At 46.5% G+C, this 14,272-nt stretch carries 15 protein-coding genes; 11 read left to right on the top strand and 4 right to left on the bottom strand.

The window, feature by feature from the left end:
- Window positions 1-41: 41 nt before the first annotated feature.
- The 5 genes from AC3WQ3_RS27045 to AC3WQ3_RS27025 all read left to right on the top strand — a co-directional run bounded on the left by AC3WQ3_RS27045 (window position 42) and on the right by AC3WQ3_RS27025 (window position 5,444).
- Entirely contained in the window at window positions 42-518 is a 477-nt protein-coding gene (locus AC3WQ3_RS27045) for a hypothetical protein (protein WP_492474189.1), read from the top strand.
- 263 nt (window positions 519-781) lie between these two features.
- The gene (locus AC3WQ3_RS27040; protein ID WP_127536500.1) at window positions 782-1,528 is read left to right on the top strand and encodes a DeoR/GlpR family DNA-binding transcription regulator; all 747 of its coding nucleotides are present in this window, start codon (window positions 782-784) and stop codon (window positions 1,526-1,528) included.
- Window positions 1,529-1,530: 2 nt separating this feature from the next.
- A complete protein-coding gene (gene pfkB / locus AC3WQ3_RS27035) occupies window positions 1,531-2,442 on the top strand; it encodes a 1-phosphofructokinase (protein WP_492474188.1) in 912 nt (303 codons plus the stop codon).
- Window positions 2,443-2,528: 86 nt separating this feature from the next.
- Window positions 2,529-4,496 carry a PTS fructose transporter subunit IIABC gene (locus AC3WQ3_RS27030; protein WP_492474187.1) on the top strand — a complete coding sequence of 656 codons (1,968 nt, stop codon included), beginning with the start codon at window positions 2,529-2,531 and terminating at the stop codon, window positions 4,494-4,496.
- A gap of 162 nt (window positions 4,497-4,658) precedes the next feature.
- Complete coding sequence (locus AC3WQ3_RS27025) at window positions 4,659-5,444, top strand: class I SAM-dependent methyltransferase (RefSeq protein ID WP_492474186.1); 786 nt, start codon at window positions 4,659-4,661, stop codon at window positions 5,442-5,444.
- 118 nt (window positions 5,445-5,562) lie between these two features.
- On the opposite strand, the gene AC3WQ3_RS27020 is transcribed toward AC3WQ3_RS27025, so the two are convergent.
- On the bottom strand, window positions 5,563-6,702 hold the full coding sequence (locus AC3WQ3_RS27020; RefSeq protein ID WP_095358973.1) for a zinc-dependent alcohol dehydrogenase: 1,140 nt from the start codon (window positions 6,700-6,702) through the stop codon (window positions 5,563-5,565).
- Between the two features lie 78 nt (window positions 6,703-6,780).
- A complete protein-coding gene (locus tag AC3WQ3_RS27015; protein WP_492474185.1) occupies window positions 6,781-7,944 on the bottom strand; it encodes an oxalate decarboxylase family bicupin in 1,164 nt (387 codons plus the stop codon).
- A gap of 287 nt (window positions 7,945-8,231) precedes the next feature.
- Between AC3WQ3_RS27015 and AC3WQ3_RS27010 the strand changes: the two genes are divergently transcribed.
- Window positions 8,232-8,792: a nitroreductase family protein gene (locus tag AC3WQ3_RS27010; protein ID WP_336779461.1), complete on the top strand. Its 561-nt coding sequence runs from the start codon at window positions 8,232-8,234 to the stop codon at window positions 8,790-8,792.
- Window positions 8,793-8,926: 134 nt separating this feature from the next.
- The gene (locus AC3WQ3_RS27005) at window positions 8,927-9,445 is read left to right on the top strand and encodes a MarR family transcriptional regulator (RefSeq protein WP_127536493.1); all 519 of its coding nucleotides are present in this window, start codon (window positions 8,927-8,929) and stop codon (window positions 9,443-9,445) included.
- An 87-nt stretch (window positions 9,446-9,532) separates the two neighbouring features.
- Here AC3WQ3_RS27005 and AC3WQ3_RS27000 read toward each other — a convergent pair whose 3' ends face one another.
- The gene (locus tag AC3WQ3_RS27000; RefSeq protein WP_492474184.1) at window positions 9,533-10,414 is read right to left on the bottom strand and encodes an SDR family NAD(P)-dependent oxidoreductase; all 882 of its coding nucleotides are present in this window, start codon (window positions 10,412-10,414) and stop codon (window positions 9,533-9,535) included.
- 204 nt (window positions 10,415-10,618) lie between these two features.
- Here AC3WQ3_RS27000 and AC3WQ3_RS26995 point away from each other — a divergent pair, with 204 nt between their 5' ends.
- Window positions 10,619-11,053 carry a MerR family transcriptional regulator gene (locus tag AC3WQ3_RS26995; protein ID WP_492474183.1) on the top strand — a complete coding sequence of 145 codons (435 nt, stop codon included), beginning with the start codon at window positions 10,619-10,621 and terminating at the stop codon, window positions 11,051-11,053.
- A gap of 80 nt (window positions 11,054-11,133) precedes the next feature.
- Here AC3WQ3_RS26995 and AC3WQ3_RS26990 read toward each other — a convergent pair whose 3' ends face one another.
- On the bottom strand, window positions 11,134-12,060 hold the full coding sequence (locus AC3WQ3_RS26990; protein WP_127536490.1) for an AraC family transcriptional regulator: 927 nt from the start codon (window positions 12,058-12,060) through the stop codon (window positions 11,134-11,136).
- A 164-nt stretch (window positions 12,061-12,224) separates the two neighbouring features.
- Between AC3WQ3_RS26990 and AC3WQ3_RS26985 the strand changes: the two genes are divergently transcribed.
- The 3 genes from AC3WQ3_RS26985 to AC3WQ3_RS26975 are packed head-to-tail and all read left to right on the top strand — an operon-like array spanning window position 12,225 to window position 14,225.
- Window positions 12,225-12,512: an Atu4866 domain-containing protein gene (locus AC3WQ3_RS26985; protein WP_336779465.1), complete on the top strand. Its 288-nt coding sequence runs from the start codon at window positions 12,225-12,227 to the stop codon at window positions 12,510-12,512.
- Window positions 12,513-12,527: 15 nt separating this feature from the next.
- Window positions 12,528-13,265 carry an SDR family oxidoreductase gene (locus tag AC3WQ3_RS26980; RefSeq protein ID WP_127536488.1) on the top strand — a complete coding sequence of 246 codons (738 nt, stop codon included), beginning with the start codon at window positions 12,528-12,530 and terminating at the stop codon, window positions 13,263-13,265.
- Between the two features lie 57 nt (window positions 13,266-13,322).
- Entirely contained in the window at window positions 13,323-14,225 is a 903-nt protein-coding gene (locus AC3WQ3_RS26975) for a LysR family transcriptional regulator (RefSeq protein WP_127536487.1), read from the top strand.
- Window positions 14,226-14,272 lie beyond the last annotated feature (47 nt).

Genomic DNA, 14,272 nt, shown 5'->3' with positions numbered 1-14,272 from the left:
TAAAATGTCGAATGGAACATGTAAAGGGCAGGTGTAAGTGGATGAAAGAAATGACCTACGAACAGTTTAGAGCTCATCTGAAGAAAGCTTCACGCAAGCGGGGTGTACCCATAATCAAGATTGCTGCATTTCAGGAGAAATACATGAAGATTGAAGATATTCAGTTCTTCGATGTCGAGCAAAATTATATGAGTGTACAAGCTTGTAATACACTTTGGATGAACCTGGAGAACAAGTCTTTTCGAAATATGGTATCTCATCCTCTGCAGTTTTATAAGGATATGGAGGATCTGGGAAGACAATCGTTTGAGAATATGATTAAGGAATTGTATGATACGGCGGTTCCACTCTGGTTGGATTATGACCCCAATGATTATTACACCTCTGAACAACTCGCTGAGATTCTGGCTACCGATGAGCAGAAGCTGATTGAACAGCTCGAAATGGGGCGTTTCAAGGGTGCGTTTATAAATGAAAATGGAAAATGGCTTAAACCCAAACCGGGAATAAACCAGTAATGCCTCTGATGATCCTGCATGCGATGAACGGCTGCAGGATTTTTTGATGTAACAAGGCAAGGGATAGCCTTGGTAAGATACAGAGACACAGATATAGGATTTTAGTATTGGATGATTGTGATCGTTTTAGTTAATATTATGGGAGATAATGGAGTACAAAAGTCGAAAGATGCAAGTTTCTGAAGGTTTATAAATTATTTTGAACGAAAATGATTGTTTTTTGAGGAATTTATGTTACTATAGAAGCAGTTGGAGGAATGAAGATGCTGACTGAAGAACGATATGCTGCAATTATAGAGCGCTTACATCAACAAGGGATAGTTAAATTACAGGAACTTGTCGACGTGCTGGGTGCGTCCGAATCAACGATAAGACGCGATTTAATTGACTTGGAGAGCCGTCAGATGCTGAAACGCATCCATGGCGGGGCAGCACTGATGAACGAAAAGACGCTCGAGCCAGGCATGGAAGAGAAAACATCCAAAAACATTCAACAAAAAGTGACGATTGCTCGTTTGGCTGCTCAGGAGATCGAAAATGGCGATTGTATCTATCTGGATGCGGGTACGACGACGCTGGCCATGATTCCCTATATTGAAGCCAAGGACGTAACCGTGGTGACCAACGGTCTATCCCATGTGGAAGCGCTCGTTAGCAAGCGGATTCGAAGTTATTTGCTTGGTGGCATGATGAAAATCCATACCAAAGCCGTCATCGGAAGTATTGCATTACAAAATATGGACAACTTCCGTTTTGATAAATGTTTTCTTGGAACCAACGGTGTGGATCCCGAGATGGGGTATACAACTCCTGACCCGGAGGAAGCCTTGATTAAGAGAAGGGCGCATCAATTGTCCGGGAAATCATACGTGCTGGCAGATTCCAGCAAGATCGGTGAAATTACGTTTGCCAAGTTGTTTGAGCTGGAGGAGGCAGATCTGATTACCGAGCAGATGCCAGAGCACTGGCGAGCCGTAATAGAGCAGAAAACTAAAATAATTGAGGGATAACAATGATATATACGATAACACTTAATCCTTCCATTGATTACATCGTGGAAGTGGATGACCTGAAGCTCGGCGGTTTGAATCGCATGAATCGGGATTTGAAGCTTCCAGGTGGTAAAGGCATCAATGTATCACGTGTGCTGAATCAGCTGGGAGCAGGTAACACGGCGATTGGATTCCTTGGTGGATTCACAGGTCGTTTCATTAATGACAAGCTGCAGGAAGATGAGATACAGACTGATTTTGTTACCATTGCGGATGATACGCGGATCAATATCAAGTTGAAGCATGGAGACGAGACAGAAATTAACGGTCTTGGCCCAGTCATTCGTGAGGAAGAAGCAGTACAACTGCTGCAGAAACTATCCTCGCTGCAAATGGGAGATATCGTCGTTCTATCGGGTAGCATTCCGCCATCCCTGGGAACTGATTTTTATGATCGTCTCATTCAGGTCTGCAAGCAGACGGGTGCAGAGTTTGTCATTGATACCACTGGGCCGGCATTAATGGAAGCACTGGTGCATAAGCCATTGCTGGTGAAGCCGAATCATCACGAGCTCGCTGAACTTTTCGGGGTTACTATTGAAACTCGGGAAGAGCTGGTCTTGTACGGTCGCAAACTTCTGGAAGCAGGGGCCAAGCAAGTATTAATCTCCATGGCTGGAGATGGAGCCCTGTTGATTACGGGATCGGATGTGTACCACGCCAGTGTGCCAAAAGGAACGGTGAAAAATTCGGTTGGGGCTGGAGATTCCATGATCGGAGGTTTCGTAGGCACTTATGTATTAAATAGTGACATCCTTGAAGCCTTCCGTACGGGAGTCGCTTCCGGAAGTGCGACGGCTTTCTCGGATGATCTTGCTACACGCGAATTCATTGAAGAGCTTCGAGACGAGGTTACCATCACCAAATTGTAGATCGACATTTCAGAGGCAAGCCATTTGTAATTTATTAATTCGGCCTGACAAGCGCAGGCCGACTGAACTCAAGGGGAGTGTAACAGATGAGAATAACAGACCTGATGATCCAGGAAACGATGATCATGGACCTGCAAGCCACAACCAAAGATGAAGCAATTGATGAACTCATTGCAAGTCTGAACAAAAGTGGACGCATTAACGATCCAGTTCTGTTTAAGGAAATGATCTATAAAAGGGAAGCAGAGTCCAGCACAGGAATTGGCGGCGGTATTGCCATGCCCCATGCGAAGACATCTGCAGTGAATGAACCAACTGTAGTATTTGCAAAAAGCAAAAATGGATTGGATTTTGCAGCGCTTGATGATGAGCCGGCTCATATCTTTTTCATGATTGCTGCTCCTGAAGGTGCAGGTAATACCCATCTTCGTACACTCGCTGCTCTTTCCAGGCTGCTGATTGATAGCGATTTCATTGCTCAACTGATGAGTACGGATACACCTGCAGAAGTAAGTGCATTATTTGATGCGAAACAGGAGGAAGCAGCGGAGAAAGAAGCTGCCAAGGAGAAAGCGAAAGCCGAAAAGGCTGCAAAAGCTGCAAGTGAATCGGGTTCTGCACCGCAGCAAACTCCTGGCATCATTGTAGGTAATGAGAATTCAGAAGATTTCGTCGTAGCTGTTACAGCATGTCCAACGGGAATTGCACATACCTTCATGGCTGAGGATGCACTCAAGAAGAAAGCTCAGGAAATGGGCATTAATATCCGTGTAGAGACCAATGGTTCTGAGGGAGCACAGAGTGTTTTGACCGCAGATGAGATTGCTCGTGCCAAAGGGGTTATCGTCGCGGCAGACAAAAATGTGGAGATGGCCCGGTTTGACGGTAAGCCGGTACTTCAAAGACCGGTAAGCGACGGAATTCGTAAGTCTGAAGAGCTGATTCGCAAAGCGGTGAATGGAGATGCTCCAATCTATCGCAGCCAAGGCGGCAGCAATGTGAAGGAAGACGGAGCGAGTGCGAGCAAAATGAGCGTAGGCAGCAAGATCTACAAGGATCTGATGAACGGGATTTCACATATGCTTCCGTTTGTCGTGGGTGGAGGAATCCTCCTTGCGATCTCGTTCCTGATCGAACAGCTTGCGGGCGAGGATAATCCTCTCTTCCAGCTGCTGCAGACGATTGGCGGCGGAACGGGTGCATTCCACTTCCTCATTCCGGTACTGGCCGGATTTATCGCAATGAGTATTGGTGACCGTCCAGCCCTGATGCCAGGTATGGTTGGTGGATTGATGGCCGTGAACTCCAATGCTGGTTTCCTTGGCGGACTTGCAGCCGGTTTCCTTGCTGGTTATGTTGTTATCGGTTTGCGTAAGCTGCTCAGAGGCTTGCCTAAAGCCATTGACGGTCTGAAACCCATTCTGCTGTATCCTGTACTCGGATTGCTCATTGTTGGTGCAATCAGTTACTATGTCTTCGATCCGATCTTTGGCTCGCTTAACACGTGGCTTGTAGATGCACTTGGAAATCTCGGAACAGGAAATGCTGTATTGCTTGGATTATTGCTTGGCGGCATGATGTCCATTGATATGGGTGGACCGTTCAACAAAGCAGCTTATACATTTGCCATTGGTGTATTCACATCAAGCGGCAATACGGACGGTGCCTGGATGGCGGCCGTAATGGCAGGCGGGATGGTGCCACCTCTGGCCATCGCTCTGGCTTCCACGTTCTTTAAAACCAAATTCACGGAACAAGAACGCAAATCCGGCTTAACGAACTATGTGCTCGGATTATCCTTTATTACTGAAGGTGCCATTCCATTCGCTGCGGCAGACCCGCTGCGTGTACTGACATCCTGTATCATTGGTTCGGCCGTTGCAGGCGGACTGACACAGCTCTGGAGCATTAACGTACCGGCTCCGCACGGAGGAATTTTCGTAGCAGCACTGGCTAACCATGCTCTGCTGTTCCTGCTGGCCGTTGCGATCGGTGCAGTAATCTCGGGTCTGATATTGGGATTGTGGAAAAAGTCACCAACGGTTGTAAAATAAGCAGTGTTCTCATGTAACAATACCAAGGCATTTCCTGAGTGGCTTCATTCAGGGAATGCTTTTTATTTTCGCTTGGCCCTGATCTGTGCTAAAATAGTTACAATAATTTTACTTTTGAAACGATGTTTCATCTATCGGAACATTAGGCAAGGAGGAAGCAGTATGACTCATGACGGAATGAAAGGACAAGTGCAGCAGCAATTCGGCAAAAATGCCGAGAAGTATGTGACCAGTCCCCTGCATGCCAAGGGCAAGGATCTGGATGTGCTGGTGGCTTCATCTGGGGCAAGTCCTGATATGCATGTACTTGATATAGCAACGGGAGGAGGGCATGTTGCGTGTGCACTGGCCCCTCTTGTTAAGCAGGTAACGGCTTTGGATTTGACAGAGCCGATGCTCCAGGTGGCTGAACGCTTTATTAGGGAGAGCGGTCATCAGAACGTGAATTTTGTACCGGGAGATGCGGAGCATTTACCCTTCGAAGATGATGTCTTCGATATCGTCACCTGCCGGATCGCTGCGCACCATTTTCCCGATGTTTTTTCTTTTCTAACGGAGGCGTTCCGGGTAACGAAACCAGGCGGAAGACTGCTGCTGATAGACAACGTGGCACCGGAGCGTGATGAATATGATCAATTCTACAATGAAGTAGAGAAGCGCCGCGATCCCAGTCATGTTCGTGCATGGCGCAAGTCGGAGTGGATTCGAATGATGGAAGTGGCGGAATATCGCGTGGAAGCGATGGTTTCCTTCGAGAAAACCTTCCTCTTTGAAGATTGGTGCAAGCGTGCCGGACTGCCTGAAGCGGATGTACGGGAGCTTGAAGCAAGCATGCTATGTGCACCTTCGGTCATTAAAAAGTTCTTCCGGTTCGAAGAGGCAGTACCGAATAAGCTGTCAAGCTTCGGGGGAGAGAGTGTACTTATTCAGGCTTCAAAAGCGAGATAGTTCAAGAGATGCAACAAGGGTACCCATTTTCATCCAGTCTGGCACATGAATAAACAACACAAAAGGCAGATGACCTGTACAAGGGCATCTGCCTTATTGCTGTACTCATGCTCCTACATTAAGGTTTCAGCACAACTTTGGTACATTCGTCTTCATGATCGTTGAAGATCCGATACGCCTCACTGGCATTTTCCAGCGCAATGCGATGGGAGACAATCTCGGTCGGATCAAATTCACCTGCTGTAATCTTGCGGAACAATTCAGGCATATAGTGGATGACAGGAGCCTGTCCCATTTTAAGATTAATGTTGCGTTCAAACATACTGCCCAGTGGGAACATGTTGTAGGACGAACCGTACACACCTGTAAGCTGGAATGTACCGAATTTGCGTACGGCTTTCATACCAATTTCAATGGCACTCAGGGCACCACCGTGAAGCTTCAGCTTCTGTCCGATTTCCTCCAAAGTGGATTTTTTGCCGTCCATGCCGACACAGTCGATGACCACATCGGTACCGCCACCCGTAATCTCGCGGATATGTGCGCCCATATCATCATAATTTTCGAAATTGAAGGTTTCCACATCATTCATACGCTTGGCTTTATCGAGGCGATATGGAAGGCGGTCAACAGCGATAACCCGCTTCGCGCCTTTCATCCAGGCGAACTTCTGGGTCATCAAGCCAATGGGCCCACTGCCGAGTACGGTTACCGTATCTCCAGGTTTAACGCCGGCATTTTCGACACTCCAGTATGCGGTAGGAAGAACATCGGATAGAAACAGCAAGGCTTCGTCTTCCAATTCACAGGATTCCGGAATGACAAACGGCATGAAATTTCCGTATGGCACACGCAGGAATTCCGCCTGACCACCAGGGTGATTGCCATACCGTTCCGTAAATCCGAAATAACCACCGGTGTGAATATCCGGGTTACCGTTGGAATTGTCACATTGGCTTTCCATGTCGTGGTTGCAATAGAAGCATTCGCCACAAGAAATGTTAAAAGGCAGGACCACGCGGTCCCCCTTTTTTACACGTGTCACTTCAGGACCGACTTCCTCCACGATCCCCATCGGTTCATGACCGATGACATAATCCTTTTCAGCGGGTAATGCTCCCTGGTAAATATGAAGATCTGATCCACATATGGCTGTAGAAGTAATACGAACGATAATGTCATCCTTTTGTTGCAGTCTTGGATCTTCAACCTGCTTTACCTGAATATCCTTGGTCCCTTGAAAAGTAACGGCTCTCATCATCATATTCCTCCTATCGTATAGTAGTTCTCTGAGAATTACCCCGTTTGGGACTATTTGATAGAGGTACATATGAAATTAAACGACAGGCCATTTCACTTTGCGCAGGGCATCAAGCAGCTCCGTTGGAGCGTTCAGATTGTCGCGGACAAGTTCACGAGGTGTAAGTGCCATCCATTGGTTCAATGAGATATCTTCAAAACGGTCACTTCGGAAGATCTCCAAAAACCATAAGGTATCGCTGCCCGTGTTTTGAACATAGTGTCCCATGGCTACAGGAACATACCCTACATCCCCGGCTCTGTAATTGAATGTGCGTGCCGTACCATTGCCGCCGAACACCGTCATTCTTCCTTGTCCCGTAAGATAATACTGCCATTCATCCGCATTCGGATGCCAGTGTAATTCACGCATACCACCAGGCTTAATCTCGACCAGTGCAGCAGCGACGGTTGTGGAGATCGGGAAGTTGATGGAATCCACGATGCGTACACTTCCTCCCGGCGTTATAAGCGGCTCCTGAGCCAGCAAACGATGTTTGAATGAAAAGGGGACTGTACCATAGGGTGAAGGAATCTCCTGACTCGCGAGTGAACCTGGAACCTGATCCTGAAAAATATAAATCTGATCTGTCGGCCTGGACTGAAATGCAGATTCGGGTACTCCGAAATTGACAGATAGTACCTCTGCAGGGGTGTGCGCGAACCAGTCTGAAATGGATAACGTGTTGAGATCGGAGAAGGAACCATCATCAAAAACGAGCAAAAATTCACAGCCTTCTTCCAGTCCCTGAATGGAATGGGGCAGGCCTTTGGGAAAGAACCACAGGTCCCCAGGTCCGACATCAGCGATAAAATTCCGGCCCTCCTGATCAACAGATGTGATTCTTGCCGTTCCCCAGATCATATAAGCCCACTCGGATTGCTGGTGCCAGTGGAGTTCCCGTACGCCGCCTGGAGTCAAACTCATGTTGACCCCAGCCAGAGTCGTGGCTATGAGCAGATCGCGTACTGTAATCTCGCGTGACCATCCGCCATGGTTTAACTGCATATGTGTATCGGAAAAGGACATTTTCAGATTGGGGAGCAGTCCTGCATCCGTTGCAGGTGGAACCAGCATATCCGGATTTTCAAGGTCTCTCATGACATCACGTGGACCCAAATCAGGCCCGCCTGCCCCGTCTCTTCGGATTGGTTGTGGAACAAAGGTTGGTTTACCGTTAGATTGTGATCCTTTTGTCATTCGTTTATCCCTCCAGTTCAGATCATGCTGATGCAGACCTGGTCGTCATTCATACATGTATGAAGCAGGGCCTGGATATTATGAAAGGGCAGGGGGAGATGAGATCCATGGCTTGTCTGTGCCACAAACTCTTAAGACATGAAGGAAGACGCTTCTGGCATTTGCTCGTTTGTGGCTTGAAACATAAGGATTGACGTTGCTAGCATTTCATAGTACCCTAATATTGTTTCGTGAGAAACAAAATATAAAAGCGGTATACATACTTATTCGGAAATGAGGAAGTTCATATGACAATAGCCGATACGATTCGCTCTCGACGAAGTATCCGCAGCTTCAATACACAACCGGTGTCCACAGATTTAATTATTCAATTGCTTAATGATGCGGTCTGGGCACCTAATCATGGCATGCGAGAACCCTGGCGTTTTATTCTCGCGGAGCGTGCAGAAGCAAAAGAACATGTGGCCAGTCTGATGCTTGAATCGGTGCAAAACATGAAATTGATGAAGTTGATGCCCGGCAAACTGCAGCAGGCGCTGAAAAATAAGTTCAGCCGCATGCCTGCGCATCTTATTGTGGTAATGAAGAATGAAAAGGATCACCATAAGCAGGAAGAAGACTATGCGGCTGTAAGCTGCGTTATTCAGAATTTTCAACTACTTGCCTGGGAAAAGGGCTTAGGTATGATTTGGTCCACGATGGAATACATTCATTCCCCCATTTTTTGCGAGGGTTTGAGCGTGAAGACAGATGAGCGAATCGTCGGTGTGCTGCATATGGGGTACTTCGACAAAACACCGAAACCCAAGTCGCGCACTTCCGCTGAACAAAAGCTTACCCTGTTGTAGTCCCGGAACAGGAGGTTGATATTATCGTACTAATTCTGATTATATTGTTTCCATTGAAACAAACTCGGTGTATAATATAAGTTACTCAAGCCTAGCTTGCATAATTACCGAGAGAAGAAAAGGTTGGGAAAACTATGGATCAGGAACAGACAGATCTGCGTTACATTTATGGATTGTTTATTAAGCTTTTGCATCAAAAAGAACAAAAGGATGACCAGGAAAATCTATTCTTCATGAATATTATTCGCGAGACTCTGTCATCAGACGCAGCTATGAACATGACGGATGTGCATGTGATTGCGTGTATTGGGGAACACGAACCCATTAATCTGACTTCCATAGCTGAACGAATGGAGCTCAGCAAAGGGAACACCTCCAAAGTGGCCCATAAACTGCTGAAGCAAGGATGGCTTCGAAAAACACAGTTAAATGACAACAAAAAGGAGATTTATTTCCGATTAACCTCACCAGGTAAAAAGCTGTTTCACGTTCATGCCGATCTGCACGAAAAGATTGAAAATCAATTCCTCCGTTTTCTGGGCGAATATAACAAAATGGAGCTTGAATTTTTAAAGAGATTTGTGCTGGATTTGACTCGTTTCTACGAGCAGTTGGATACTCGAAGTTTAATGGATGGCCTGGAGGAAGAGTGATTTGACAGGGAACAAAACTGAAATGGAGAGAACCCCCGTGGTGACACGGGGAGAATGTTACTTGCCAAAGTACAGTATTTCCAGTTGTTAATCGCTTTTTTGATTTCCACTTCCTGCAGGTATTGAACATAGAAACTCTTGCTCGTAAATTTCATGTACCCGTTTCAAAATGAAGGGACCTTGCTCTTTGAAACGAAGTTCAGTCGGTTTATTTTTAATCAGAAACGTACCTGATTCATGATTGGTCTGTGAGAATGCGGCACTATACAGTAACGAAGCACCGTGACTTGGAGGAGGGAAGAACAGTTTCATGACAGGCTTGATGTAAAAGGGCAAACCGGATTTTTTGCTGCCGCGTAAAGTATTGTTACCTCCAGGATCTACGCTCAGAAGACGAATGCCATCTGACTTCGCCGCCTCAGCCGCCTCGCGTGTCCATAAGGAGAGGCCAAGCTTCGAGGTGGCATATGGACCAAACAGCTTTTTGAATTCGGTTGGACGTTCCAGAATGTCCAGGTTGAACTGTCGGACCATACTGAATGCACTCGTTGAAGTATTAACAACCGTCTTGAAGGTGCTCCTGCGTATAAGATCATATAACTCCATATAAATGATATAAGGAACGATGGTTTGAAGTTCAAAGTGCATTTCATGCCCTTGGTCAGAAAAACGAAGCTCTGCCGCACTGCCCCCTGCGTTATTAAACAGGACATCAATCGTATCCAATTGGAGTTTAATCTGATCGAGCGCGATTTTCAGACTTTCGTAGTTGGTCAGGTTAGCCTGAACCCAATGAAGCTGCCCTGAACGTAATGCATGCTGAATATCGCCTTGCTCTGCCGGAAAAGGTGAACGGTTGAGGCCGATGACCTGCCATCCTTCGGCCAATAACGAACGGGTCAGCTCGAGGCCAATTCCTGAGGTTGAGCCCGTAATCAGCGCGGTGTGAAGTTTGTTTGGTTTATTCATAGTTACCTCCATTATGTTGGGAATTACAGAACGAATCTGTGTGCTGCGCTCATTCTATAATTTGGAGTCGACTCCAAGTCAAGCAGTTGGATCGAATGAATTTTGAACGTTCATGTTGATTGATTGTAGGGCTGGATCCGGCTTGACTTGGAGCTGACTCCAAGTTGTAAGATGAAGGTATGAGGGCAAAGGAGGCTGAGGCGGATGAGTAATGAGGCACTATATTCCATTAAGGAAACAGCGGAGAAGGCAGGGTTATCGGAAGATACGATTCGATATTATGAGAAGATTCAGCTTCTGCCACGAGCGGCGCGGAAGGCGAACAGGCATCGTGTATACCGTCAAGAGGATATTCAGACGATGAAGCTCATTACCTGTATGAAGAAGACAGGCATGTCTCTGGAGGATATGAAGCCTTACCTGCACATGTCAATGGATTCGAATCTGGACGAATTCCCGGAAGAGCGTGAGATGCTGGTGAGCCATCGAACGAAAATAGAAGCGCAGATTGCCTCGCTGCAGCAGGTCGTTGATTTTATCGATGAGAAGCTGAATAAGCGGAGCTTGTTTCCTGACGAGTGTCCTATAACCGGAGAGAATCAGATGTCGGCTTTTGAAAAAAAGAACATGTTTTCGTGATGAGCAACATCCCAATAACATTCATTACACCCGAGAACCCAGTCTGGACGACGCGGGTTCTTTTTGATTGCGATTAACACTCAAATTTGAAGCGCATGACGAAGACGTTGGATATCGCTTTTTGGTGGCAGACCATACATTCGGGCATATTCCCTGCTGAATTGGGAAGGGCTCTCGTATCCAACCTGAAATGCGGCATCGGCAGCATCAGTTGAACCGGCAATGAGCATACTTCTGGCTTCCTGCAGCCGGATTTGTTTTTGAAATTGTATGGGGCTCATGGCGGTGATGGCTTTGAAATGGTAGTGAAGTGAGGAGGAGCTCATATTAACCATGGCGGCAAGCTGGTCCACGCGCAGCGGTTTATCATATTCGGATTGGATCACTTCGATCACCTTGGCGATGTGCTGGGCGTGGCTGTTTTGAACGGCAAATTGTTTTATTGAATGTCCGTGTTCATCCTGAATAATTCGATATAAAATTTCTCGGATAATCAGGGGAGCGAGTATTGGAATATCTTCTGGAGTATCGAGCAGCCGAACCAATCGGATGATGGCTTCAAGAAGCGGGACCTTGTTAGAGCTGACAAATAATCCACGTTGGGTTGAGTTGTCCGGTTTGAATTGTAGAGCAGTCGGGTCTTGTATCAGATCGAAAATCTGACCAGAGTCAAAATCAAGTCGCATACATAGATATGGCTTATCTGCAGTAGCTTGAACCACTTGTCCTGAAATAGGCAAGTTTACTGAAGCTACCAAATATTGTGTCTCGTCATAGGTATAACTCTCCCGGCCCAGTATGACTAACTTAGATCCTTGAGCGACAATGCAGAGAGCAGGTTGTTGAACAGAATATATGGGTTGAGATATCTCCGAGGCACGAATCAAAGAGAGCGCAGGGATAGCCGTGGAATGAATTCCGTCTTTTAGGGTAAAACGGCCGATAAGATGAGCCAATTCCTGCATCTGAAACGTGACATCCTCATCCATATGTAGTGATGAAGTCATGGAGCATACAACCTCCTTTTTTTCGAATCGGTTTATTTTATTCTAGAATCTTCTGGAGGAATAGGCAAGATTGTTGGGGGAATCTTCTATCTGGTGTGAGATGATCTCCTACATAATAAGGATAAGCAATTGAAGCTTTTGAAAAACAGCAAGGAGGTTGGGAAATGGAATACAATCCATCAGGTAACAGACCGGAACATGGACACCCTTATGTTGGCATGTGGGTGACAAAGGATGGTTATATCCGCCATGAACTGCTCTCGAATGGTCGATATGATGAAGCCAGAGGTCAGAGGAAAAGTGCATATCAAGGACGTTATGTCGTGGAAGGAGATCATATTGAATATGTGGATGATACGGGTTTTACAGCGGATGGAGACTTTGTAGAAGGTATCTTATATCACGCAGGCATGGTTTTGTACAGAGAAACAAATAAAAATAACCAATGGTAAAGGAGCGGATTTCACATGTTTAATGTAAAAGGAAAAGTCGTTGTCATTACAGGAGCTAGCAGCGGAATTGGAGAAGCGACGGCTCGATTGCTGGCACAGCAAGGGGCTCACGTGGTCATTGGAGCTAGACGTGTCGAACGTTTGCATGCACTCGCATCTTCCATCCGTTCTGAGGGTGGATCCGTAGAGGTTCAGGCACTCGATGTAACCCGGCTGGAAGAAATGCAGAGTATTGTAGATCTGGCGCTAACCCGCTACGGTCGTCTGGATGTGGTTATCAACAATGCGGGTTTGATGCCTTTATCTCCTCTTGAAGCCTTAAAAGTGGATGAATGGAATCGAATGATTGATGTCAATATTCGGGGAGTGCTTCACGGGATAGCAGCGGGGTTACCTGTCATGAGAAAGCAGGGTGCTGGCCAATTTATTAACATCGCTTCGATTGGTGCCTATGCCGTAACACCGACAGCATCCGTCTATTGTGCAACCAAATACGCAGTCCGTGCGATCACGGAGGGTTTACGTCTGGAAGTGGGTGGGGATATTCGGGTAACACTTGTTTCTCCAGGGGTAACCGAATCGGAGCTTGCCGAGACGATCACGGATGTCGGAGCGCGTGATTTCATGAAGGATTATCGGCGTATTTCCATCCCGGCATCGGCCATTGCCCAAAGTATCTTGTATGCAATTAGCCAACCAGCTGAGGTAGATGTCAATGAAATTGTCGTCAGACCAACAGCAAGTCTCGTTTAAGGCGAACACTCTTTTGGTATATAATAGAACCAACTATACGAAAAGAGGAATAACACGTTGACTCTGCAACAATTAAAATATGTGATTGAAGTTGCCACGCGCGGCTCCATGAATGAAGCGGCCAAACGGCTATTTATTTCTCAGCCGAGCCTTTCGAACGCGATCCGGGATTTGGAACAAGAGATGCGTATTACCATTTTTGAACGTACAAACAAGGGAATCTCGCTGTCCAAAGAAGGCGTGGAATTTCTGAGTTATGCCCGGCAGGTCGTGGAGCAGGCAGAATTGCTGGAGAATCGTTACTTGAATGCCAAGCCTTCTCCACAGCATTTCTCGGTATCCACCCAGCATTATGCTTTTGCCGTGAATGCCTTTGTGCGTCTGGTACAGCAGTATGGTCAAGATGAATATGAGCTGGCACTGCGGGAAACAAAGACATATGAAATTATTCAGGATGTAAAGAGCCTGCGAAGTGAAATTGGGATTCTGTATTTGAACGAGTTCAATGCCAAGGTGATTAACAAATTGTTAAAGGATGCCGGTCTGGTGTTCACAAGCCTCTTTATAGCCAAACCGCACATCTTCATCAGTGTGAAGAACCCTCTGGCTAAGCAAGCATCTGTGGCGATTGAGCAGCTGAAGGACTACCCTTACCTGTCATTTGATCAGGGGGAGTACAACTCTTTTCATTTTTCCGAAGAGATTCTGAGTACGTTATCCCATCCCAAGAGCATCCAGGTCAATGACCGGGCAACGTTGTTTAACCTACTGATTGGTCTGAATGGGTATACCATTTCAACAGGTGTTCTCAGCGCTGATTTGAACGGAAATGAGATCATTCCTGTTCCGCTGGAGTGCGAGGAATCGATCAATGTGGGCTGGATCAGCCACAAAAGCACCTCTCTTTCCAATCTGGGTGTGGAATATGTCAAAGCTTTGCATGAGGCCATAGGGTCCTGACTGTACGGACAAGTTGGGATTTTCCTGAAAAATATGCGAACCTGCTC

The sequence above is a fragment of the Paenibacillus sp. FW104-T2 genome (assembly GCF_058789975.1).
The sequence above is the reverse complement of the archived record's forward strand: the minus strand, read 5'-3'. Positions and strand labels throughout refer to the sequence as shown.

Coding starts and splice junctions, on each gene's coding strand:
- AC3WQ3_RS26980 (WP_127536488.1), top strand. CDS start 12,528: ATGTTTAATGTAAAAGGAAAAGTCGTTGTCATTACAGGAGCTAGCAGC.
- AC3WQ3_RS26990 (WP_127536490.1), bottom strand. CDS start 12,060: ATGACTTCATCACTACATATGGATGAGGATGTCACGTTTCAGATGCAG.
- pfkB (WP_492474188.1), top strand. CDS start 1,531: ATGATATATACGATAACACTTAATCCTTCCATTGATTACATCGTGGAA.
- AC3WQ3_RS27005 (WP_127536493.1), top strand. CDS start 8,927: ATGGATCAGGAACAGACAGATCTGCGTTACATTTATGGATTGTTTATT.
- AC3WQ3_RS27000 (WP_492474184.1), bottom strand. CDS start 10,414: ATGAATAAACCAAACAAACTTCACACCGCGCTGATTACGGGCTCAACC.
- AC3WQ3_RS27020 (WP_095358973.1), bottom strand. CDS start 6,702: ATGAGAGCCGTTACTTTTCAAGGGACCAAGGATATTCAGGTAAAGCAG.
- AC3WQ3_RS27025 (WP_492474186.1), top strand. CDS start 4,659: ATGACTCATGACGGAATGAAAGGACAAGTGCAGCAGCAATTCGGCAAA.
- AC3WQ3_RS27045 (WP_492474189.1), top strand. CDS start 42: ATGAAAGAAATGACCTACGAACAGTTTAGAGCTCATCTGAAGAAAGCT.
- AC3WQ3_RS26985 (WP_336779465.1), top strand. CDS start 12,225: ATGGAATACAATCCATCAGGTAACAGACCGGAACATGGACACCCTTAT.
- AC3WQ3_RS26995 (WP_492474183.1), top strand. CDS start 10,619: ATGAGTAATGAGGCACTATATTCCATTAAGGAAACAGCGGAGAAGGCA.
- AC3WQ3_RS27040 (WP_127536500.1), top strand. CDS start 782: ATGCTGACTGAAGAACGATATGCTGCAATTATAGAGCGCTTACATCAA.
- AC3WQ3_RS27030 (WP_492474187.1), top strand. CDS start 2,529: ATGAGAATAACAGACCTGATGATCCAGGAAACGATGATCATGGACCTG.
- AC3WQ3_RS27015 (WP_492474185.1), bottom strand. CDS start 7,944: ATGACAAAAGGATCACAATCTAACGGTAAACCAACCTTTGTTCCACAA.
- AC3WQ3_RS27010 (WP_336779461.1), top strand. CDS start 8,232: ATGACAATAGCCGATACGATTCGCTCTCGACGAAGTATCCGCAGCTTC.